The following is a 20,358-nucleotide window of genomic DNA, read 5'->3' as shown; positions in this document are numbered from 1 at the left end:
GGCGACCGACCCGTGACGGGGTCGCGGCTAGTCTCGCTGCCATGACGACCCTGCTCCTGGTCCGCCACGGCCGCACCACCGCGAACCGGACGGGGGTGCTGGCCGGGCGCACCCCGGGCGTCGACCTGGACGAGACCGGGATCACCCAGGCCCGTGCCGCCGCCGAGCGGCTGGCCGGCCTGCCGCTGACCCAGGTGGTGACCTCGCCGCTGCGCCGCTGCCGGCACACCACCCAGCTGCTGGTGCAGCACCGCACCGACGCGGTGGAGGTGCTGACGGAGAACCGGCTGACCGAGTGCGGCTACGGGGAGTGGACCGGGCGGAGCCTCAAGGACCTGGCCAAGGAGAAGCTGTGGTCCACGGTGCAGCAGACCCCCTCGGCGGTGCGCTTCCCCGGCGGTGAGGCCATGACGGAGATGTCGGCCCGGGCGGTGGCGGCGGTCCGCGAGCGCGACCACGCCCTGGCCGCCTCGGCCGGGGACCACGTGGCCTGGGTGGCGGTCTCCCACGGCGACGTCATCAAGGCCGTGCTGGCCGACGCCCTGGGCATGCACCTGGACGCCTTCCAGCGGATCGTGGTCGACCCCGCCTCGGTGTCGGTGATCCGGTTCACCGCAGGACGCCCGTTCGTGGTCTCGATGAACACCACCGCCGGTGACCTGGCCCACCTCGCCGCCCCGAAGCCGGTGAAGGGGCGGCGTCGCACCCCCAGCGGGGACGCCGCGGTCGGCGGCGGGATGGGCAGCGCCGAGTGAGTCGTGGCGAGGCGGACCGGGCGAGGTGGACCGGGCGGGGTGACCGGGCGGGACGAGCAGCGCCCCCCACCCGGCGCGTGGCGCGGGCAGGGGGCGGGGGCTCAGCCGTCGCGGACGGTCCCGGCGGTGCTCAGCCGTTGAGGCGGCGGCTGACCTCGATCGTGCGGGTGACCAGGTGGTCCAGCGCGGTGCGGGTCACCTCGTCCACCGGGGCGTCGTTGTTCGCGCCGGTCACGTGGCTGACGCCGTAGGGGTTGCCGTCGACGAACTTCGACCCGGCGGTGTAGCCGGGGGAGACGATCAGCCCGCCGAAGTGGTGGAAGGTGGTGTACAGGTTCAGCAGGGTCGACTCCTGGCCGCCGTGCAGGGTCTGGGTGGAGGTGAAGCCGGCGTAGACCTTGTCGGCCAGCTGGCCCTGCGACCACGGGCCGCCCAGGGAGTCGATGAAGACCTTGAGCCGGCCGGCCACGTTCCCGAAGCGGGTGGGGGTGCCGAAGAGCACCACGTCGGCCCAGACCACGTCGTCGGCGGTGGGCTGGGGGACGCCCCCGGTGCTGCCGTCGTCGTCGCGGGAGACCGCGCGCACGCGGACCTCGGCGCCCTGCGCCTCGGCGGTGGCGGCCAGGTGCTGGGCCATCGTCTCGGTGGTGCCGGTCTGGGAGTAGTAGATGATGCTGATCTTGGTGGTGCTCATGGTGGATCCCTCCGCTATCGATTGACGGGTCAACCATACAACGTTCAACTTTCATCCCCGACCACGGGCGCTCGGGACGGGAGCCGTGCCCGACCCCTCGGGGACCCACGTAGGGTGAGGGGCATGGCGATCGTCGTTCACCGCTACGAGGCCCCGGACCGGTTCGTCGCCGGCACCGTGGGGAACCCCGGGGAGCGGACCTTCTTCCTGCAGGCGCGCCAGGGCAACCGGATCACCAGCGTGGCCTGCGAGAAGCAGCAGGTCTCGGTGCTGGCCGAGCACCTGGAGCGGGTCCTGGAGGAGGTGGTCCGCCGCACCGACGGGCGGGTGCCGGTGCCCCCGGCCCGACCGGTGGCCGACGACACCCAGCCGCTGGACGCCCCGATCACCGAGGAGTTCCGGGTCGGCACCATGACCATCGCGTGGGACTCCGAGGACGACCGGATCGTCATCGAGATGTTCTCCAGCACCGACGGCGAGGCGTCCGGGCTGGAGCTGAGCGAGGTCGACCCCGAGATCGAGGCCGAGATGGTCCAGGCGGTGGAGGAGGAGCGGGCCGAGGAGGTCTTCGTGGTGCGCATCACCCCGGCCACCGCCCGCGACTTCGTGGCCCGGGCCCAGGCCGTCGTCTCCGCCGGACGTCCCGGCTGCCCGTTCTGCCTGCAGCCGATGGACCCCGAGGGCCACATCTGCCCGCGCGCCAACGGCTACCGTCGGCCGCTGTTCTGAGCGGCGTGCCCCAGGTCCCCGGGTCGGTGGACCCGCTCGACGTCGACCTGACCGCCGGTGAGCTCGAGCTGCTCGGACGGCTGCCCACCGCCTCCAACGGCACCTTCCTGGCCCGGCTGGTCCGCGGCGAGGACGAGCTGCTGGCGGTCTACAAGCCGCTCTCGGGGGAGCGTCCGCTGTGGGACTTCCCCGACGGCACGCTGGGGCTGCGCGAGGTCGCGGCCCACGTGCTCTCCCGGACCTGCGGCTTCGACGTGGTGCCCTGCACCGAGCTGGTGGAGGGACCCCTGGGGCTGGGGTCCCTGCAGGCCTGGGTGCCCGGTGAGGACCCCGGCGACGACGTGGTCGACCTGGTCCCGGCCGCCGAGGCCGAGCAGCCCGGCTGGTTCGCGGTCCTCGAGGGCCTGGACGCCACCGGGGAGGAGGTCGTCGTGGTGCACGCCGACGACGTCCGCCTGCGCCGGCTGGCCCTCTTCGACGTGGTGGCCAACAACGCCGACCGCAAGGGCGGTCACATCATCGGCCACCGGGGCCGCATCTTCGGGGTCGACCACGGCCTGACCTTCCACCCCGCCCCCAAGCTGCGGACGCTGCTGTGGGGCTGGGCCGACGCCGAGCTGGACGAGGACGAGCGCGCGCTGCTGGAGCGGGTGCTGGACGAGGGCCTCGAGGCCGTCACCGGCCTGGTCAGCACCGACGAGGTCGCGGCCCTGCGCGGGCGGACCCGTCGACTGCTGCGCCGGGGCCGGATGCCCGACGTCGACGTGGACCGCCCCGCGGTGCCCTGGCCGCCCTTCTGAGGCTCGAGCCGGCCGCTCCGACGTGAGCGTGGTCGGGTGCTGTCGGTGGCACTGGATAGGGTCGCAGCCATGCACGCATGGAGCGCCTCGAGCGTCCCGACCCTGCCCGCCGGACCGGCTGACCCGGTCCTCCTGCACGACACCGCCAGCGGTGTGCGCGCGGCGGTGGGTCCGGACCCCGCACCCGCCGGGGACTCCCCGGCCACGGCGCGGCTCTACGTCTGCGGCATCACCCCCTACGACGCCACCCACATGGGCCACGCCAACACCTACGTGGCCTTCGACCTGCTGCACCGGGCCTGGCTGGACCGCGGTCTGGACGTCCACTACGTGCAGAACGTGACCGACGTCGACGACCCGCTGCTGGAGCGCGCCGCGCAGACGGGGGTCGACTGGGCCCAGCTGGCGCTGGAGCAGACCCAGCTCTTCCGCGAGGACATGGAGGCGCTCAACGTCCTCCCGCCGCGCAACTACGTCGGGGCCGTGGAGTCCATCCCGCTGGTCAGCGAGCTGCTGGCCACGATGCCCGGTGCGCTCTACCAGGTGGACGACCCGGAGCACCCGGACTGGTACTTCTCCGTGGCCGAGGCCGAGGGCTTCGGCGAGGTCTCCGGGCTGGACGCCGCCACCATGGCCACCGTCTTCGGCGAGCGCGGCGGCGACCCGGGGCGTCCGGGCAAGAAGGACCCGCTGGACTGCCTGGTCTGGCGGATGGCCCGTCCCGGCGAGCCGTCGTGGCCGAGCCCGTTGGGAGAGGGCCGTCCGGGCTGGCACATCGAGTGCACCGCGATCGCCACCCACTTCCTGGGCACCTCCTTCGACGTCCAGGGCGGCGGCTCGGACCTGGTCTTCCCCCACCACGAGATGTGCGCGGCCGGGGGCGAGGTCGCCTTCGGCGCCCCCTTCGCCCAGCACTACGTGCACAGCGGCATGGTCGGCCTGGACGGGGCCAAGATGTCGAAGTCCCAGGGCAACCTGGTGCTGGTCTCCCGGCTGCGCGAGCAGGGCGTGGACCCGATGGCGGTCCGGCTGGTGCTGCTGTCCCAGCACTACCGCAGCGAGTGGAGCTGGACCCCGGAGCTGCTGGCCGAGGCGGAGGAGCGGCTGGGGCGCTGGCGGGAGGCCGTCGGGCTCTCCTCGGCCCTGGGTGCGGACGCCACGGTGGCGGAGGTGCGGCGTGCCCTGCGTGACGACCTGGACGCCCCCGCCGCGCTGGCCGCGATCGACGCCTGGGCCTCGGCCTCGGCCACCATCGACGGCGACGACGGCGAGGCCGGGCCGCTGGTGACCCGGGTCGCCGACGCCCTGCTCGGGGTGCGGCTGTGAGCGACGCCCCCGCGACGACCACGGGGGCGGCAGCGGCTCCGGCCGGTAGGGTCGCCGTCGTGACCGACGCCCGCCGCAAGACCTTCGACGAGCTCTTCGCCGAGCTGCAGCACAAGGCCGCCACCCGTCCCGAGGGCTCGGGCACGGTGGCCGAGCTCGACGCCGGGGTGCACCAGATCGGCAAGAAGGTCGTCGAGGAGGCCGCCGAGGTCTGGATGGCCGCGGAGCACCAGACCCGCGAGGAGGCGGCGGAGGAGATCAGCCAGCTGCTCTACCACCTGCAGGTGATGATGATCAGCCTCGACCTCGGGCTGGACGACGTCTACCGCCACCTCTGAGCCACTAGGCTCAGGCCACGTGACCACCACTTCCCAGCCGCGGACGAGCCTGCTCCGCGTCGCCGTCCCGAACAAGGGCTCCCTGGCCGAGGCGTCGGCGGAGATGCTCCGCGAGGCCGGCTACCGCCAGCGCAGCGACAGCAAGGAGCTGGTGCTGGTCGACGAGGCCAACGGCGTGGAGTTCTTCTACCTCCGCCCGCGCGACATCGCCACCTACGTCGGCGAGGGCACCCTGGACTGCGGCCTGACTGGACGCGACATGCTGCTGGACTCCGGTGCCCAGGCCGACGAGGTGATGGCCCTCGGGTTCGGGGCCTCCCGCTTCCGCTTCGCCGCACCGGCCGGTAGCGGGCTGTCGGTCGACCAGCTCGGCGGGCTCCGGATCGCCACCTCCTACCCGGGTCTGGTCCGGGCCCACTTGGCGGCCACCGGTGTCGAGGCCCGGCTGATCCGTCTCGACGGGGCCGTGGAGTCCGCCATCCGGCTCGGGGTCGCGGACTGCATCGCCGACGTCGTGGACACCGGGACCACCCTGCGCCAGGCCGGGCTGGAGCTGTTCGGCGAGCCGATCCTGACCTCGGAGGCGATCGCGATCCGCCGCTCGGGGGCCGCCGACCCCGACGGGCTGGCGACGCTGCTGCGCCGGCTGCAGGGCGTCCTGGTCGCCCGCACCTACGTGATGATGGACTACGACGTGTCGGCCGAGAGCCTGGAGCGCGCCACCGCGGTCACCCCCGGCTTCGAGTCACCGACGGTCGCCCCGCTCGCCCGCGAGGGCTGGTTCGCGGTCCGCGCGATGGTGCCGCGCCGCACGGCGCAGACCATCATGGACGACCTGTGGGAGGTGGGCGCCCGTGCCATCCTCGTCACCGACATCGCCGCCTGCCGGCTCTGAGCCGGTCCCGGTCGGCCGGGTCGTGTTCCGGCCGCGGGTGCTGCTGGCCTTCTCCAGCGTGGTCTCGGTGCTCTTCGTGGTCGCCTGCCTCGTCGGCTGGTACGCCATCGGCGACGTCCGGTCCCAGTTCACCGGTCTCCAGGTGGGCACCCTGGTGCTGTTCGTCGTGTGGATCGTCGGGCTGATGATGGCGATGGCGCTCAGCGTGGTCGTGGTCGAGGAGTCCCGGCTGGTGGTGCGCAACGGCGTGGTCACCCGCCGCTACGCCTTCTCCGACATCCGGGCCGTGCGCTACCGCGAGGGCGACTCGTGGGCCTACCTGGAGCTGCACGAGACGGGGACGGCCGGGGAGCACCTGCGACGCCAGTGCCTGGCCATCCAGCGCGTCGACGGCGCCCGCTCCCAGGCCGACGCCGCCCGTCTGCGCGACCTCATCCGCGCCCGGCGCTGAGGACCGTCTCCTAGCCTGGCGCCATGGCGATCATCCACCCGGCCACCATCGCGCCGACCAAGCAGGAGCTGCTCGCGACCGAGCTGGGCGGTCCGGTCGAGGTGGTCGGCAGCTACCGGTTCGACGACCCGGCGGGCGAGGTGGGGGTCGAGGGGTTCCTCGTGCGCCGCGACGGTGCGCTGCGGCACGTGCTGCTCACCTACCGTGCGGCCCCGGCCGAGGGCGAGGGAGCACGCCTGGTCTGCACCATGGAGCACTCCGTCCTCGGGCGCCGCTGGGTCCACGACGGCGCCACCGACCCGGTCGCCCTCGGCTGCCTGGGGCGGGCGGTCCTGGGGCAGCAGGAGCAGGCGGTGCTGGAGATCTGGTCCGACGGGGAGCGGGTCGGCACCCGGGAACCGACCCTGAAGCTGAGCGTGGAGCCCGGGACCGACGCGGACACCGGCGACACGACCGTCTGGATCAACCCGGAACCCGGCCCGTCGGCGGGCACCGGTCCGGTGCTGCTCGCCTCGTGGGCCGGGGGTGGACCCGTCGTCCTGGCCGGGCTGGCGCCGACCGAGGTCGGCTAGCGGCTCACTCGATCCCGCGGGACTTGAGCAGGGCCTCGATCTCGTCCATCTCGGGGTCCTCGGAGGCCGCGGCCTTCTTCTTGCCCCCGGCCGGCGGTGACTGCTTCGCGCCCACGGCCGGCTGCTGGCGCCCGGTCCCGCTCGCCGTGGCCGCGGTGGCGGAGGTGGCCCCGCCGCGACCGACGGCCTTGCCCTTCGGGTCGGCCCGGAGGTGGCTGCGACGCACCAGCAGGCTGCCCACCACGAAGAGGACCACGGCCACCGCGAGCAGCGAGAACCCGGCCCACACGGTGGGGGAGAACACGATCTGGCCCGCCCAGCGGGCCACGGTCACCACGGCGTCCCAGACCATCCGGAGCAGCCCGGTGAGGTAGAGCGCGACCGGGGCCAGGGTCCAGGCCAGCCCCTGCAGCACCCGCCCGCGCGAGGCCCGCCTGCTGCGCCAGAGCACGACCGTGGCGAGCAGCCCGATCAGCGCGAGGGCGAGGCAGAGGGGGAGCAGGTAGGTGTCGGGGCTCATGTGCCCAGCCTCCCACGCGGCCGCCCTCCGTCCCATGGGGCACAACCCGTGCCCGCCCCTGACGTGCGCGCCCGCGACCAGGCCCGGGGACCCACCCGGTGGGGGTCCGTGGGCCGACCGACGCCGGCCGGCGCTCCTGCCGCCGTCCGGCCGAGCGGGCCCACCCAGCACAGGGGGCGGCGCGACCGTGCTGGTCCGGCCCCAGCGGCGGGCCTGGTGAGCCTCGGCGACGACGGAGGGTGGGGAGGGGCGAGCTGGCCTGCCGCGACGGGCAGCGCCTACGGTGGACGGCATGCCCGAGCTGCCCCGCACCCTGGCCGACCCGCTGCGCTCCTTCGCCGACGACTCCGGCGAGGCCGCGCCCGGGCTGCGCGAGTCGCTGCGCCGGGCCGAGACCGAGCCCGACGAGGCCTCCTACCTGCACGCGGTGGCCGGTCTGTGCGGGGCCCGGCTGCTCACCCCGATCGTCGCCGCGGGCGAGCTGTCGGCCGACGGCAGCGACAAGCAGGCCGAGATGTCCACCGTGATGCTGCAGGACGCCGGCGGCCGGCGGGCGATGCTCGTGTTCACCGGGGTGGACGCCGTCCGCGCCTGGGACCGCACCGCCCGACCGGTGCCCGCCACCCTGGACAAGGTCGCCGAGGCCACCCTGGCCGGTGGGGCGGTGGCCCTGCTGGTCGACCTCGCCGGCCCGCACCCGCTGGTGCTGGAGCAGCCGGTGCTCGCCGAGCTGGCCCGCGGACGCCGTCTGGTCGCCCTGGAGGACGGCGGGTTCGGCTGGATGCAGGTGGCGGCACCGCCCGAGCAGCCCTGACGCCGCACCCGTCCGGCACGACGAGGCTCCCCTCGCACGTCGCCCCGCCCGTCGGTCCGCCCCCGGGAATGGATCGGGCTCCCGACGTGCTTTACCCGGTGCAGTCTTGTAGGCTGTCCCGCGACCGATCCGGCACGCCCGGATCTGCAAGCGGAGGCCCGATCTCCCACCCGCCACGACCCCAGGGTCGTCGGGTAGGTCGCCAGCAGCTCCCCTGGAGGGGGCTCGCTGGTGCATCCCCAGGGTCCTCGTGCGCGCGAGGACCCTTTCTCGTCCTCCGAGCAGATCCCACCGGCGTCCGGCCCGGTCAGCGGCACCAGGTAACAACCGCCCAGGCACTGGAGGACACATCAGCACCGAACCACGCATCAACGACCGCATCCGCGTCCCCGAGGTCCGACTCGTCGGTCCCGCGGGAGAGCAGGTGGGGGTCGTTCGCATCGATGACGCGCTGCGGCTGGCTCGCGAGTCCGAGCTCGACCTGGTCGAGGTCGCGCCCATGGCGCGCCCCCCGGTCGCGAAGCTCATGGACTACGGCAAGTTCAAGTACGAGAACGCCCAGAAGGCCCGTGAGAGCCGCAAGAACCAGACGAACACGGTCATCAAGGAGATGAAGCTCCGACCGAAGATCGACAGCCACGACTACGCGACCAAGAAGGGTCACGTCGTGCGCTTCCTCAAGGCCGGCGACAAGGTCAAGATCACGATCATGTTCCGAGGTCGTGAGCAGAGCAAGCCCGAGCTGGGCTTCAACCTGCTCAAGCAGCTGGCCGACGACGTCGAGGAGTTCGGCTTCATCGAGTCCACGCCCAAGCAGGACGGGCGGAACATGCTGATGGTGCTGGGGCCGCACAAGCGCAAGACCGAGGCCCGTGGTGACCTGGCCGCCGACCGCGACGCGCGGATGTCGGCCCGTAAGACCGACCTCGAGCTGGAGGAGGCCGACCGCGCCGCCCAGCGCGCGGAGCACCAGCTGCAGCCCAAGAAGCAGAAGAAGAAGGGCCCGGCCGACAACATGGATCCCGACATCGACCTCTGATGTCCTCAGCGCCCGCCGGAAGGCGGGCGCGACCCGGGTGACCCACGTCCACCGGGACGCACTAGTTGTACAGAACGGAGCGGCTAGCCATGCCGAAGATGAAGACGCACTCCGGTGCCAAGAAGCGGTTCAAGCTGACGGGCTCGGGCAAGGTCATGCACCGCAAGGCGGGCAAGATGCACCTCAACGAGCACAAGCCCTCCACCCGCACCCGCCGTCTGAACGGCGACGCCGTGCTGGCCCCCGGTGACGCCGCCAAGGCCAAGAAGCTGCTGGGCAAGTGAGCCCCCGGGTCGGGCCTGTCGCCCGACCCACCCACCCGGCCGCACCCGGCCAACGAACCGCCGCGTCCTCTCCCGTCGAGGACGCGAACCTGAAGGAGAATCACCATGGCACGCGTCAAGCGTTCTGTGAACGCCCACAAGAAGCGTCGCGAGGTCCTCGAGCAGGCCTCCGGCTACCGGGGGCAGCGCTCGCGCCTCTACCGCAAGGCCAAGGAGCAGGTCACCCACTCCCTGGTCTACGCCTACCGCGACCGCCGCGCCCGCAAGGGTGACTTCCGCCGGCTCTGGATCCAGCGCATCAACGCCGCCGCCCGCGCGGAGGGGATGACCTACAACCGGTTCATCTCCGGCCTGGCCACCGCCGGCGTCGAGGTCGACCGCAAGATGCTGGCCGAGCTGGCCGTCAGCGACCCCGCCGCCTTCGCGACGCTGGTCGAGGTCGCCAAGGCCCACCAGCCCGCCGCCCAGGCGGCCTGAGGTCGTCCGTCCGGACACCTCCGGACCGCTGACCGCACCCGACGAGCCGATCGTGACCTCCCGCACCCAGCCCCCCGAGGGGGCAGGGCCCGAGGGGTTGCGGTCGGCTCGTCGGCTGCTCCGCCGCCGCGCCCGGGACACCGAGGGCCGCTGGCTGGTGGAGGGGCGCCAGGCGGTGGGTGAGGCCCTGGCCCGTCCCGGGGTGGTGCAGCGGCTCTTCGTGGCCGCCCCCACCCTCGCCCGCCACCTCGACCTGGTCGAGCGGGCGCGCCAGGACGACGTCCCCGTGGTCGAGGTCGGCGACGCCGAGCTGCGCACCCTCACCGAGACCGTGACGCCGCAGGGGGTGGTCGCGGTCACCCGCGCGGTCGACGTCCCGCTCGCCGACGCCCTGACCGGGTCGCCCTCGCTGGTGGTGCTCTGCGCCCAGGTCCGCGACCCCGGCAACGCCGGCACGGTGGTGCGCTGCGCCGACGCCTTCGGGGCCGACGCGGTGGTGCTCACCGACTCCTCGGTCGAGCTCGGCAACCCCAAGGTGGTGCGGGCCAGCGTGGGCAGCGTCTTCCACCTCCCGATCAGCACCGGCGTCGCCCTGGCCGACGCCGTGGACGCCTGCCGGGCGCGCGGGCTGCAGGTCCTGGCCGCCGACGGCGGCGCGCCGGACCGCCTCGACGAGCTCCAGCGCGACGGCCTGCTGGCCCGTCCCACCGCCTGGCTGATGGGCAACGAGGCCTGGGGGCTGCCGCCCGAGGACGCCGCCCTGGCCGACCGCCGGGTGGGGGTCCCGCTGTGGGGCGCCGCCGAGAGCCTCAACCTGGCCACCGCCGCCGCGGTCTGCCTCTACACCACCGCCGCCGCCCAGCGCTCCGTCTGACGAGCCGCCCGCGGGCCGGGTGGAACGGATGCGACAGCGTCGGTGGCGCTCCCTAGACTGGCCGACGGCCCGACCGGGGAGTCGGGCCCACCCGTGACCGAGGAGCCGAGACGTTGCCAGGGCCAGACGACCACCCCGCCGCCGAGCCGGTGTCCCCGCTGGACGCCGAGCAGGTGGAGCGGCTCGTGCAGCAGGCGCTCGCCGCCGTCGCCGCGGCCGGCTCCACCGCCGAGCTGAAGACCGCGCGCCTGGCCCACACCGGTGACCGCTCCCCGCTGGCCCTGGCCAACCGCGCCATCGGGACGCTGCCCGGCAGCGAGCGCAAGGAGGCCGGTCAGCGCGTCGGCCAGGCCCGGGCCCGGGTCAACCAGGCCGTCGCCGCCCGTGAGGACGAGGTCGTCGCCGCCGAGCTCGAGGCCCGGCTGGTGGCCGAGGCGGTCGACGTCACCCTGCCCACGGCGCTGGCCCCCGTCGGTGCCGTGCACCCGATCACCGCCCTGATGGACCGCATGTCCGACGTCTTCGTCTCGATGGGCTGGGAGGTGGCCGAGGGGCCCGAGCTGGAGGCCGAGTGGCTCAACTTCGACGCCCTCAACTTCGTCCCCGACCACCCGGCCCGCTCCACCGCCGACACGCTGTTCGTCGAGCCGCTGGAGCACCAGACGCTGCTGCGCACCCACACCTCGCCGGTCCAGGTGCGGAGCCTGCTGACCCGCGAGCTCCCGGTCTACGTGGTGTGCCCGGGCAAGGTGTACCGCGCCGACGAGTACGATGCCACCCACCTGCCGGTGTTCCACCAGATCGAGGGGCTCGTGGTCGACAAGGGGATCACCCTCGCCCACCTGCGCGGCACCCTGGAGCACTTCGCCCGGGTGATGTTCGGCGAGGGCATCCGGACCCGGATGCGGCCCAACTACTTCCCCTTCACCGAGCCGTCGGCCGAGGTGGACCTGGAGTGCTTCGTCTGCCACGGCGCCTCGGTGGGCGACCCCGACGCGCCCTGTCGCACCTGCTCCTCCGAGGGCTGGATCGAGTGGGGCGGCTGTGGCGTGGTGAACCCGCGGGTGCTGGCCGCCTGCGGGGTGGACAGCGAGGTCTACACCGGCTTCGCCTTCGGCATGGGCATCGACCGGACGCTGATGTTCCGCAACAACGCGGCAGACCTGCGAGACATGGTGGAGGGTGACGTGCGGTTCAGCCGCTCACTGACGGGGACGGCACGATGAGGGCGCCGCTGGGTTGGCTGCGTGAGCTCGCCGCGCTGCCCGACGACCTGGACGCCCGGGACCTGGCCGAGCGGCTGATCGACCTCGGCCTGGAGGTCGAGCGGGTCGAGGACGCCGGTGGCGACGTGACCGGGCCGCTGGTCGTGGGGCGCGTGCTTGAGGCGACCCCGGAGCCGCAGAAGAACGGCAAGACCATCAACTGGTGCACCGTCGACGTCGGCGGGCACAACCCCGAGGGCGAGGCCGGGCGCGGCATCGTCTGCGGCGCCCACAACTTCGGCGCGGGTGACCTGGTGGTGGTCGCGCTGGCCGGTGCGGTGCTCCCGGGTGACTTCGCCATCGCCGCGCGCAAGACCTACGGCCACGTCTCCGACGGCATGATCTGCTCCGCCGCCGAGCTCGGCCTGCCCGGCGGGGGCGACGGCATCATCGTCGTCGGCGACACCGACGACGACGGCCGTCCGCTGGTCCCCGGTCAGGACGCGGCCACCGTTCTGCACCTGCGCGACCAGGTGCTCGACATCGCCGTCACGCCCAACCTGGGCTACTGCTTCTCCCTCCGCGGCCTGGCCCGCGAGGCCGCCGCCGCCTACGACGTGGAGTTCGTGGACCCGGTGGACCGCCCCTTCCCGGGCGAGCTGGTCGAAGGCCACCCGGTGCGGATCGAGACCCCCCGCTGCACCGCCTTCAGCGCGCTCACCGTCTCCGGCCTGGACGCCGCCCGGCCCACCCCGCGCTGGATGCAGCGACGGCTGCAGCTGGCCGGGATGCGCCCGATCTCGCTGGCCGTCGACGTCACCAACTACGTCATGCTGCACACCGGGCAGCCGCTGCACGGCTACGACCAGCGCCGCCTGCAGGGCGCCGTGGTGGTGCGCCAGGCCGCCGAGGGCGAGCGGCTCACCACCCTGGACGGCACCGTGCGCACGCTGGTGGCCGACGACGTGGTGATCGCCGACGACTCCGGACCGATCGGCCTGGCCGGGGTGATGGGCGGCCAGCACAGCGAGCTGGCCGACGACACGAGCACCCTGGTGATCGAGGCGGCCCACTTCGACGCCCTCTCGGTCGCCCGCACCTCGCGCCGCCACCGGCTGTCCAGCGAGGCCTCGCGTCGCTTCGAGCGCGGCGTCGACCCGCAGGCCGGCTACGCCGCCGCCCGGTTGGCGGCCCGGTTGCTGGTGGAGCTGGGCGGGGGCGCCCTCGAGCCGGCGCACACGGTGGTGGGAGACGTCCCCGACGAGCCGCAGCAGCGGCTGCCGGTCGACCTGCCCTCCCGGGTGCTGGGGGTGGAGGTGCCCGCCGAGCAGGTGGTCGCCCTCCTCCAGCGCGGCGGCACGGTGGTGGTGCCCGACGGTGAGGAGCTGCTGCTGACGCCGCCGAGCTGGCGCCAGGACCTGCGCGACCCCTACGACTGGGTCGAGGAGGTCGGTCGGTCGGTCGGGCTGGAGACCATCCCGCCGGTGCTGCCGGTGGCCCCGCCCGGACGCGGGCTGACCGCCTCCCAGCGCGCCCGTCGCGCGGTGAACGCCGCCCTCGCCGCCACCGGGCACGTCGAGGTGCTCAGCCTGCCCTTCGCCTCCGAGGCCGACCTGGACCGTCTCCGGGTGCCGGCCGAGGACCCGCGCCGCCGGCTGGTCCGGGTGGCGAACCCGCTGGCCGAGACCTCGCCGTACCTGCGCACCACGCTGCTGCCCGCCCTGCTGGCCGCGGTGGCGCGCAACGCCAGCCGGGGCACCCCGGACCTGGCCGTGCACGAGATCGGCTCGGTCTTCCTGGCCCGGGAGGACGGCGGGGTGGCTCCGCGTCCGTCGGTGACCCGACGGCCCAGCGACTCCGAGCTGGCCGCGCTCGACGCCGCCCTGCCCGAGCAGCCCCGCCACCTGGCCGTCGTGCTCAGTGGTGACTGGCTGCCGGCCGGCGTCGGACGTCCCGCCGTTCCTTCCGGCTGGCAGCACGCCGTCGCCGCCGCCGAGGCGGCGGCCCGCGAGGTCGGGCTCCGGCTCGGCCGACGGGCCGCGGACACCGCCCCCTGGCACCCCGGCCGCTGCGCCGCGCTGCTGGTCGGGGACGAGGTGGTCGGCCACGCCGGTGAGCTGCACCCCTCCGTCTGCGAGGAGCTCGGCGTCCCCGCCCGGACCAGCGCCATGGAGCTGGACCTGGACCGCCTGATCGAGCTGGCCCCACCGGGCGGGGAGGTCAGCCCGCTGTCCGCCTTCCCGGTGGCCAAGGTGGACGTGGCCGTCGTGGTGGAGGCGAGCGTCCCCTCCGCGGAGGTCGAGGCGGCGCTGCTGGCCGGTGGGGGAGAGCTGGTGGAGTCGATCCGGCTCTTCGACGTCTACACCTCCGACGCGCTGGGAGCGGGGCGGAAGTCGCTGGCCTACGCGCTGGTGCTCCGCGCCCCGGACCGCACGCTGACCGACGCCGAGGCGCTGGCGGTGCGGAACGCCGCGGTGTCCGAGGCCGCCCGGCGGCACGGGGCCGAGCTGCGCACCTGAGCGGGGCCGCCGGAGATTCCGGTGGCATAAATATTCCACACATGCAATAGTTATGCCATGACGACTGTGGCCGTGGCCGGGTGCACCGGGTACGCGGGAGGCGAGCTCCTGCGGCTGCTCCTGCAGCACCCGGAGATGGAGATCGGGGCGCTGACGGCGGGGTCCAGCGCCGGGCGACGCCTCGGCGAGCTGCAGCCCCACCTCGGCCCGCTGGCCGACCGGGTGGTGCAGGAGACCACCGTCGAGGCCCTCACCGGTCACGACGTGGTGTTCCTGGCGCTCCCGCACGGGACGTCGGCCGCGGTCGCCGCCGCGCTGCCCGAGGACGTCCTGGTGCTGGACTGCGGTGCCGACTTCCGGCTGACCGATGCCGCGGCCTGGCGGAGCTTCTACGGCACCGAGCACGCGGGCACCTGGCCCTACGGTCTCCCCGAGCTCCCCGGCCAGCGTCCGGTGCTGGCCGGTGCCCGCCGGATCGCCGTCCCCGGCTGCTACCCGACCAGCGCCACCCTGGCCCTGGCCCCGGCGGTCACGGCCGGGCTGGTCGACGGCTCCGACGTGGTGGTGGTGGCGGCCAGCGGTCCGTCCGGGGCCGGGAAGTCGCTCAAGCCGCACCTGCTGGGGGCAGAGCTGATGGGCTCGGCCAGTGCCTACGGCGTCGGCGGGGTGCACCGCCACGTCCCCGAGATCACCCAGAACCTGGCCCTGCTCGGCGCCCCGGCACCGACGGTGTCCTTCACCCCGGTGCTGGTGCCCATGTCGCGGGGGATCCTGGCCACCTGCAGCGCCCCGCTCAGCGACCCCAGCACCGACTCCGCCGCGGCCCGCGCCGCCTACGCCGAGGCCCTGGCCGAGGAGCCCTTCGTGACCCTGCTGCCCGAGGGGCAGTGGCCGCAGACCCAGTCGGTGCTGGGCAGCAACACCGTGCACCTCCAGGTGGCCGTCGACGCCGCGGCCGGCCGGCTGGTGGTGGTGGCTGCGCTGGACAACCTGACCAAGGGCACCGCCGGGGGTGCGGTGCAGTGCATGAACCTCGCCCTCGGGCTGCCGGAGACCCTCGGCCTGCCGCTGGTGGGGGTGGCCCCGTGAGCGCGGCCGAGAAGAACGGCACCGGCGTCACCGCGGCCGCCGGGTTCGCCGCCGCGGGCGTGGTGGCCGGGCTGAAGGCCAGCGGGTCCGCCGACCTGGCCGTGGTGCACAACCTCGGCCCGCTGCGCTCCGCCGCCGCCGTCTTCACCCGCAACCGGGTGCAGGCTGCCCCGGTGGTCTGGAGCCGCGGCGTGGTGGCCGACGGGAGCGTCGCCGCCGTCGTGCTCAACTCCGGCGGCGCGAACGCCTGCACGGGGCCGGCCGGGCTGCAGGACGCCACCACCATGGCCGCCCGCACCGCCGACGCCCTCGACGTCGAGGCCGGGGACGTGGTCGTCTGCTCCACCGGGCTGATCGGGACCCGGCTCCCGATGGACCGGGTGGTCGCCGGGATCGAGGCCTGCAGCGCCGCCCTCGACCCGTCGGGGGGTGCCGGTGCCGCCCGGGCGATCATGACCACCGACTCCCGACCCAAGGAGTCGGCCACCACCGTCACCGGCCCCACCGGGACGTGGACGGTCGGCGGCATGGCCAAGGGCGCGGGCATGCTCGCCCCGGCCCTGGCCACCATGCTGGTCGTCCTCACCACCGACGCCGTGGCCACCCCCGAGACGCTGGACCGGGCGCTGCGGGCCGCCACCGCCCGCACCTTCGACCGGGCCGACGCCGACGGCTGCATGTCGACCAACGACACCGTGGTGCTGCTGGCCAGCGGCGCCAGCGGGGTCGAGGTCGACGCCCGGACCCTCACCGAGGCGCTGACCGAGGTGTGCGCCGACCTGGCGCACCAGCTCGTCGACGACGCCGAGGGGGCCGCGCACACCATCGCCATCACGGTGGCCGGGGCGGCCAGCGAGGACGACGCGCTGGAGGTCGGGCGCGCGGTGGCCCGGAGCAACCTGTTCAAGTGCGCCGTCTTCGGCCGCGACCCCAACTGGGGACGGGTGCTGGCCGCGGTCGGCACCACCTCGGCGGCCTTCGAGCCCGACGACCTCGACGTCACCTTCAACGGGGTGATGGTCTGCCGCGGCGGCCAGATCGGGGACGACCGCTCGCTGGTCGACCTGTCCGGGCGCGAGGTCTCGCTGCTGATCGGGCTGGGCGCCGGCGAGGCGGAGGCCACGATCTGGACCACCGACCTGACCCACGACTACGTGACCGAGAACGCGGAGTACTCCACATGAGCGACGCAGCCACCCCACCGGTGATCAGGGAGCCCGGCTTCTCCGAGGAGTGGGTCCGCAAGGCCTCCATCCTCACCGAGGCGCTGCCCTGGCTGGAGACCTACGCCGGCAAGACCGTGGTGATCAAGTACGGCGGCAACGCCATGATCGACGACGAGCTGAAGGCCGCCTTCGCCTCCGACATCGTGTTCATGAAGCGGTGCGGGGTGCACCCGGTGGTGGTGCACGGCGGCGGGCCCCAGATCTCGGCCATGCTGTCCCGGCTGGAGATCCCCTCGGAGTTCCGCGGCGGCTTCCGCGTCACCTCGCCCGAGGCGATGGAGATCATCCGGATGGTGCTGGTCGGCCAGGTCGGGCGCGAGCTCGTCGGGCTGATCAACACCCACTCCCCGCTGGCGGTCGGCATGTCCGGTGAGGACGGCGGGCTGTTCACCGCCGAGCGCCGCACCGTCGTGGTGGACGGGGAGGAGGTCGACCTCGGCCTGGTCGGCGACGTGGTCGACGTCCGGACCGAGGCGATCAACGGGCTGATCGAGGCCGGCCGGATCCCGGTGGTGGCCAGCATCGCGCCGGACGCCGACGGGGTCGTGCACAACGTTAACGCCGACACCGCCGCCGCCGCGCTGGCCGTGGGGCTGGAGGCCGAGCGGCTGGTGGTGCTGACCGACGTCGAGGGTCTGTACCGGGACTGGCCGAACAGCGACGACGTGATCAAGGAGCTCCCCGCCAGCACCCTGCGCGAGATGCTGCCCACCCTGTCCTCGGGGATGGTGCCCAAGATGGAGGCATGCCTGCGGGCCGTCGAGGGCGGGCTGACCCGGGCCACCGTCACCGACGGCCGCGTCCCGCACGCGCTGCTGCTGGAGATCTTCACCAACGCCGGGATCGGCACGATGGTCACCCAGGACGGTCTGATCCGCCACGGCAGCCGCGTCTTCCCCTCTGACACCGGCATCCCCGACCACGAGCTCTACAACGGAGGCCAGCCGTGACCACCCCCAGCACCGACGTCAGCCCGACCACGGAGCCCGGTGCGGGCGGCTTCGGCACCGCCGTGGCCCGCGGGGCCACCACCGAGGGCGTGCTGGCCGGCTACGCGCGCTCCATGATGGGCGTCTTCGGCACCCCGTCGCGGGTGTTCGTCCGCGGCGAGGGCGTGCACGTGTGGGACGCCGAGGGCCGCAAGCACCTGGACCTGCTGTCCGGGCTGGCGGTCAACGCCCTCGGTCACGCGCACCCGTTCGTGCTGTCGGCGATCACCAGCCAGCTCTCCACGCTGGGCCACGTGTCGAACTTCTTCGCCACCCCCGCCCAGGTGGCTCTCGGTGAGCGGCTGGCCGCGCTGGTCGGCGGTGAGGAGGTCGGCGCCCGGGTGTTCCTGACCAACTCCGGCACCGAGGCCAACGAGGCCGCGCTCAAGATCACCCGGCGCACCGGACGTCCCACCATCGTCTCCACCGAGGGGGCCTTCCACGGCCGCACCCTGGGCGCGTTGTCCATCACGCACAAGCCCTCCTACCGCGAGCCCTTCGAGCCGCTGCCCGGCGACGTCCGCTTCGTCCCCTACGGCGACGCCGACGCGCTGGCCGCCGCTGTGGACGAGACGGTGGCGGCGGTGGTGCTGGAGCCGATCCAGGGCGAGAACGGCGTGGTCACCCCGCCGGAGGACTACCTGGCGCGTGCCCGCGAGATCACCACCGCGGCCGGGGCGCTGCTGTGGCTGGACGAGGTGCAGACCGGGATGGGTCGCACCGGTGCCTGGCTGACCCACCGCGACGGGGCCCACCCGGTCACCGCAGACCTGGTGACGGTGGCCAAGGGGCTCGGCAACGGCTTCCCCGTCGGGGCCTGCATCGCCACCGGCCGGGCGGCGACCCTGCTGGCGCCGGGGGACCACGGCACCACCTTCGGCGGCAACCCGGTGGCCGCGATCGCCGGGCTGGCCGTGATGTCGGTGATCGAGCGCGACGGCCTGCTGGCCAACGCCGTGGCGCGTGGTGAGCAGCTGGTCGAGGGCGTCGGGGCGCTGGGGCACCCGCTGGTGGAGGGGGTCAGCGGACGCGGTCTGCTGCGAGGCGTCCGGTTGACCCAGCCGGTCGCCGCGGCCGTCGTGGCGGCGGCCCTGGAGCGGGGCTTCATCATCAACGCCCCCCGTCCCGACGTCCTGCGGATCGCCCCGCCGCTGATCATCACCGCCGAGCAGCTGCAGACCTTCCTCGACGTGCTGCCCGAGCTGCTCGACGGCGCCGCCGGAGACGCCTCGTGACCGTGCCGCTGCGCCACCTGCTGGCCGACGACGACCTGACCGCCGACGAGCAGAGCCGGGTGCTCGACCTCGCCGCCCGGCTCAAGGTCGACCCCTTCGCCGTCGACGTGCTCCGTGGCCCGCGCAGTGTCGCCCTCGTCTTCGACAAGCCGACCCTGCGCACCCAGGCCAGCTTCATGGCCGGGGTGCACGAGCTCCAGGGGGCACCGATGGTGGTCGACGGCCGGCTGGCCGGGATCGGTGAGCGGGAGTCCGTGGCCGACGTGGCCCGGGTCCTCGGGCGGCAGGTGTCGACGATCGTCTGGCGCACCTTCGCCCAGTCCGACCTGCGGCTGATGGCCGAGCACGCCGGGGTGCCGGTGGTGAACGCGCTGACCGACGACTTCCACCCCTGCCAGCTGCTGGCCGACCTGCTCACCATCCGGGAGCACAAGGGACGGCTGGCCGGGCTCCGGGTGGCCTACATCGGTGACGGCGCCAACAACATGGCCCACTCCACGCTGCTGGCCGGGGCCCTCGCCGGGATGCACGTCCAGGTGGTCACCCCGTCGGGCTACCTCCCCGCGCCCGGCGTGGTGGCGCGCGCGGAGGCCCTGGCCGCCGGCAGCGGCGGGTCGGTGCAGGTCGCCGACGACCCGGCGGTGCTGGCCGGTGCCGACGTGCTGGTCACCGACACCTGGGTCTCGATGGGCACCGAGGACGAGTCGGCCGAACGCGAGGCCGCCTTCGCCGGCTACCGGCTGACCAGCGCGCTGGCCGGTACCGCGCCGGAGGCCGTCGTGCTGCACTGCCTGCCCGCCTACCGCGGCAAGGAGATCGACGCCGAGGTGCTCGACGGTCCCCGCTCGGTGGTGTGGGACCAGGCCGAGAACCGCCGGCACGCGCAGAAGGCGGTGCTGGCGCTGCTCGCCGTCGGGTTCGGCGAGCTGGCGGGGGAGCGGGCGTGACCGGCACCCGGGTGCCGCTGACCCGCGCCGCCCGGCACGCCCGCATCATCGACCTGATCGGGCGCACCGAGGTGGCCTCCCAGGGCCAGCTGGCCGACCTGCTGGCGGCCGAGGGCATCCCGGTCAGCCAGGGCACGCTGAGCAAGGACCTGCTCGAGGTCGGGGCGGTCCGGGTCCGGGGCCGCGACGGCCTGGTCTACCGGGTCCCGTCCGAGGGTGGTGACCGCTCCATCCACACCGGGGAGTCCGAGGCCTCGGCCACCCGCCTGGCCCGGCTCTGCTCGGAGGTGCTGATCTCCGCCGACGCCTCGGCCAACCTGGCCGTGCTGCGCACCCCGCCCGGTGCCGCCCAGTACCTGGCCTCGGCCATCGACCACGCCAGCTGGGAGCAGATCCTGGGCACCATCGCCGGGGACGACACCGTGCTGGTGATCAGCCGGGACCCCTCCGGCGGGTCCGGTCTGGCCGCCCAGCTGCTCGAGCTCAGCGAGCGTGAGCACCACCCCCGCACCTGATCGGCGGCGCGACCGGCCGTCGTGCCCGGTCCACCCGCGCCCAGCCGCTCCCGCACCCGACCGAC

23 protein-coding genes are annotated in these 20,358 nt (G+C 74.1%); 21 read left to right on the top strand and 2 right to left on the bottom strand.

Going from position 1 to position 20,358, the window contains the following annotated elements; genetic code table 11:
• Positions 1–41: 41 nt before the first annotated feature.
• Complete coding sequence (locus tag BLT52_RS17020; RefSeq protein ID WP_090595197.1) at positions 42–755, top strand: MSMEG_4193 family putative phosphomutase; 714 nt, start codon at positions 42–44, stop codon at positions 753–755.
• Positions 756–885: 130 nt separating this feature from the next.
• Here BLT52_RS17020 and BLT52_RS17015 read toward each other — a convergent pair whose 3' ends face one another.
• Positions 886–1,449 carry a flavodoxin family protein gene (locus tag BLT52_RS17015; RefSeq protein ID WP_090595196.1) on the bottom strand — a complete coding sequence of 188 codons (564 nt, stop codon included), beginning with the start codon at positions 1,447–1,449 and terminating at the stop codon, positions 886–888.
• A gap of 123 nt (positions 1,450–1,572) precedes the next feature.
• Between BLT52_RS17015 and BLT52_RS17010 the strand changes: the two genes are divergently transcribed.
• The 7 genes from BLT52_RS17010 (at position 1,573) to BLT52_RS16980 (ending at position 6,560) form a co-directional block, all read left to right on the top strand.
• Complete coding sequence (locus tag BLT52_RS17010) at positions 1,573–2,178, top strand: DUF3090 domain-containing protein (RefSeq protein WP_090595193.1); 606 nt, start codon at positions 1,573–1,575, stop codon at positions 2,176–2,178.
• A gap of 5 nt (positions 2,179–2,183) precedes the next feature.
• Positions 2,184–2,978 (top strand): SCO1664 family protein, encoded by a 795-nt coding sequence (locus BLT52_RS17005; RefSeq protein WP_231946370.1) that lies wholly within the window; start codon positions 2,184–2,186, stop codon positions 2,976–2,978.
• A gap of 69 nt (positions 2,979–3,047) precedes the next feature.
• Positions 3,048–4,304: a cysteine--1-D-myo-inosityl 2-amino-2-deoxy-alpha-D-glucopyranoside ligase gene (gene mshC, locus BLT52_RS17000; protein WP_090595190.1), complete on the top strand. Its 1,257-nt coding sequence runs from the start codon at positions 3,048–3,050 to the stop codon at positions 4,302–4,304.
• A 59-nt stretch (positions 4,305–4,363) separates the two neighbouring features.
• Positions 4,364–4,642, top strand: coding sequence for a phosphoribosyl-ATP diphosphatase (locus tag BLT52_RS16995; RefSeq protein WP_090595189.1), 279 nt, complete (start codon positions 4,364–4,366; stop codon positions 4,640–4,642).
• A 49-nt stretch (positions 4,643–4,691) separates the two neighbouring features.
• Positions 4,692–5,537 (top strand): ATP phosphoribosyltransferase, encoded by an 846-nt coding sequence (gene hisG, locus BLT52_RS16990; protein ID WP_090596992.1) that lies wholly within the window; start codon positions 4,692–4,694, stop codon positions 5,535–5,537.
• Positions 5,538–5,559: 22 nt separating this feature from the next.
• Positions 5,560–5,988 (top strand): PH domain-containing protein, encoded by a 429-nt coding sequence (locus BLT52_RS16985; RefSeq protein ID WP_090595187.1) that lies wholly within the window; start codon positions 5,560–5,562, stop codon positions 5,986–5,988.
• Positions 5,989–6,011: 23 nt separating this feature from the next.
• On the top strand, positions 6,012–6,560 hold the full coding sequence (locus tag BLT52_RS16980; RefSeq protein WP_090595185.1) for a maltokinase N-terminal cap-like domain-containing protein: 549 nt from the start codon (positions 6,012–6,014) through the stop codon (positions 6,558–6,560).
• Between the two features lie 4 nt (positions 6,561–6,564).
• Here the strand turns inward: BLT52_RS16980 and BLT52_RS16975 are convergent, their stop codons facing one another.
• On the bottom strand, positions 6,565–7,080 hold the full coding sequence (locus tag BLT52_RS16975) for a hypothetical protein (RefSeq protein WP_090595184.1): 516 nt from the start codon (positions 7,078–7,080) through the stop codon (positions 6,565–6,567).
• 292 nt (positions 7,081–7,372) lie between these two features.
• On the opposite strand from BLT52_RS16975, the gene BLT52_RS16970 reads away from it, so the two are divergent.
• The 13 genes from BLT52_RS16970 (at position 7,373) to BLT52_RS16910 (ending at position 20,293) form a co-directional block, all read left to right on the top strand.
• A complete protein-coding gene (locus tag BLT52_RS16970; protein WP_090595182.1) occupies positions 7,373–7,894 on the top strand; it encodes an SseB family protein in 522 nt (173 codons plus the stop codon).
• A 349-nt stretch (positions 7,895–8,243) separates the two neighbouring features.
• The gene (infC, locus tag BLT52_RS16965) at positions 8,244–8,933 is read left to right on the top strand and encodes a translation initiation factor IF-3 (protein ID WP_231946658.1); all 690 of its coding nucleotides are present in this window, start codon (positions 8,244–8,246) and stop codon (positions 8,931–8,933) included.
• A gap of 89 nt (positions 8,934–9,022) precedes the next feature.
• Positions 9,023–9,217: a 50S ribosomal protein L35 gene (gene rpmI, locus BLT52_RS16960; RefSeq protein WP_090595179.1), complete on the top strand. Its 195-nt coding sequence runs from the start codon at positions 9,023–9,025 to the stop codon at positions 9,215–9,217.
• Between the two features lie 105 nt (positions 9,218–9,322).
• Positions 9,323–9,694, top strand: coding sequence for a 50S ribosomal protein L20 (rplT, locus tag BLT52_RS16955; RefSeq protein WP_090595178.1), 372 nt, complete (start codon positions 9,323–9,325; stop codon positions 9,692–9,694).
• A 52-nt stretch (positions 9,695–9,746) separates the two neighbouring features.
• The gene (locus tag BLT52_RS16950) at positions 9,747–10,568 is read left to right on the top strand and encodes a TrmH family RNA methyltransferase (protein ID WP_231946369.1); all 822 of its coding nucleotides are present in this window, start codon (positions 9,747–9,749) and stop codon (positions 10,566–10,568) included.
• A 113-nt stretch (positions 10,569–10,681) separates the two neighbouring features.
• Positions 10,682–11,794: a phenylalanine--tRNA ligase subunit alpha gene (pheS, locus tag BLT52_RS16945; RefSeq protein WP_090595175.1), complete on the top strand. Its 1,113-nt coding sequence runs from the start codon at positions 10,682–10,684 to the stop codon at positions 11,792–11,794.
• On the top strand, positions 11,791–14,292 hold the full coding sequence (pheT, locus tag BLT52_RS16940) for a phenylalanine--tRNA ligase subunit beta (RefSeq protein WP_090595174.1): 2,502 nt from the start codon (positions 11,791–11,793) through the stop codon (positions 14,290–14,292). The genes pheS and pheT overlap by 4 nt, the downstream gene beginning before the upstream one ends.
• A gap of 57 nt (positions 14,293–14,349) precedes the next feature.
• A complete protein-coding gene (gene argC / locus BLT52_RS16935) occupies positions 14,350–15,381 on the top strand; it encodes an N-acetyl-gamma-glutamyl-phosphate reductase (RefSeq protein WP_090595172.1) in 1,032 nt (343 codons plus the stop codon).
• The gene (gene argJ, locus BLT52_RS16930) at positions 15,378–16,565 is read left to right on the top strand and encodes a bifunctional glutamate N-acetyltransferase/amino-acid acetyltransferase ArgJ (RefSeq protein ID WP_090595171.1); all 1,188 of its coding nucleotides are present in this window, start codon (positions 15,378–15,380) and stop codon (positions 16,563–16,565) included. Before argC ends, argJ begins: the two co-directional genes overlap by 4 nt.
• The gene (gene argB, locus BLT52_RS16925; RefSeq protein WP_090595169.1) at positions 16,562–17,557 is read left to right on the top strand and encodes an acetylglutamate kinase; all 996 of its coding nucleotides are present in this window, start codon (positions 16,562–16,564) and stop codon (positions 17,555–17,557) included. The genes argJ and argB overlap by 4 nt, the downstream gene beginning before the upstream one ends.
• Before the next feature lie 62 nt (positions 17,558–17,619).
• Positions 17,620–18,831, top strand: a complete 1,212-nt coding sequence (locus tag BLT52_RS16920; protein WP_407922633.1) for an acetylornithine transaminase — start codon at positions 17,620–17,622, stop codon at positions 18,829–18,831.
• Positions 18,828–19,778, top strand: a complete 951-nt coding sequence (gene argF / locus BLT52_RS16915) for an ornithine carbamoyltransferase (protein ID WP_090595168.1) — start codon at positions 18,828–18,830, stop codon at positions 19,776–19,778. The genes BLT52_RS16920 and argF overlap by 4 nt, the downstream gene beginning before the upstream one ends.
• Positions 19,775–20,293: an arginine repressor gene (locus tag BLT52_RS16910; protein ID WP_090595166.1), complete on the top strand. Its 519-nt coding sequence runs from the start codon at positions 19,775–19,777 to the stop codon at positions 20,291–20,293. Before argF ends, BLT52_RS16910 begins: the two co-directional genes overlap by 4 nt.
• The last annotated feature ends 65 nt before the right edge of the window (positions 20,294–20,358 follow it).

Origin of the sequence: Auraticoccus monumenti, assembly GCF_900101785.1 — a bacterium.
In the GTDB taxonomy this organism is placed as follows: Bacteria; Actinomycetota; Actinomycetes; order Propionibacteriales; family Propionibacteriaceae; genus Auraticoccus; species Auraticoccus monumenti.
This window is presented reverse-complemented; position numbering and strand designations above follow the sequence as displayed.

What these genes read in the sequence shown, in the direction of transcription:
- BLT52_RS17020 (WP_090595197.1), top strand. Translation starts at nt 42, where the DNA reads ATGACGACCCTGCTCCTGGTCCGCCACGGCCGCACCACCGCGAACCGG.
- BLT52_RS17015 (WP_090595196.1), bottom strand. Translation starts at nt 1,449, where the DNA reads ATGAGCACCACCAAGATCAGCATCATCTACTACTCCCAGACCGGCACC.
- BLT52_RS17010 (WP_090595193.1), top strand. Translation starts at nt 1,573, where the DNA reads ATGGCGATCGTCGTTCACCGCTACGAGGCCCCGGACCGGTTCGTCGCC.
- mshC (WP_090595190.1), top strand. Translation starts at nt 3,048, where the DNA reads ATGCACGCATGGAGCGCCTCGAGCGTCCCGACCCTGCCCGCCGGACCG.
- BLT52_RS16980 (WP_090595185.1), top strand. Translation starts at nt 6,012, where the DNA reads ATGGCGATCATCCACCCGGCCACCATCGCGCCGACCAAGCAGGAGCTG.
- BLT52_RS16975 (WP_090595184.1), bottom strand. Translation starts at nt 7,080, where the DNA reads ATGAGCCCCGACACCTACCTGCTCCCCCTCTGCCTCGCCCTCGCGCTG.
- BLT52_RS16970 (WP_090595182.1), top strand. Translation starts at nt 7,373, where the DNA reads ATGCCCGAGCTGCCCCGCACCCTGGCCGACCCGCTGCGCTCCTTCGCC.
- rpmI (WP_090595179.1), top strand. Translation starts at nt 9,023, where the DNA reads ATGCCGAAGATGAAGACGCACTCCGGTGCCAAGAAGCGGTTCAAGCTG.
- rplT (WP_090595178.1), top strand. Translation starts at nt 9,323, where the DNA reads ATGGCACGCGTCAAGCGTTCTGTGAACGCCCACAAGAAGCGTCGCGAG.
- pheT (WP_090595174.1), top strand. Translation starts at nt 11,791, where the DNA reads ATGAGGGCGCCGCTGGGTTGGCTGCGTGAGCTCGCCGCGCTGCCCGAC.
- argC (WP_090595172.1), top strand. Translation starts at nt 14,350, where the DNA reads ATGACGACTGTGGCCGTGGCCGGGTGCACCGGGTACGCGGGAGGCGAG.
- argB (WP_090595169.1), top strand. Translation starts at nt 16,562, where the DNA reads ATGAGCGACGCAGCCACCCCACCGGTGATCAGGGAGCCCGGCTTCTCC.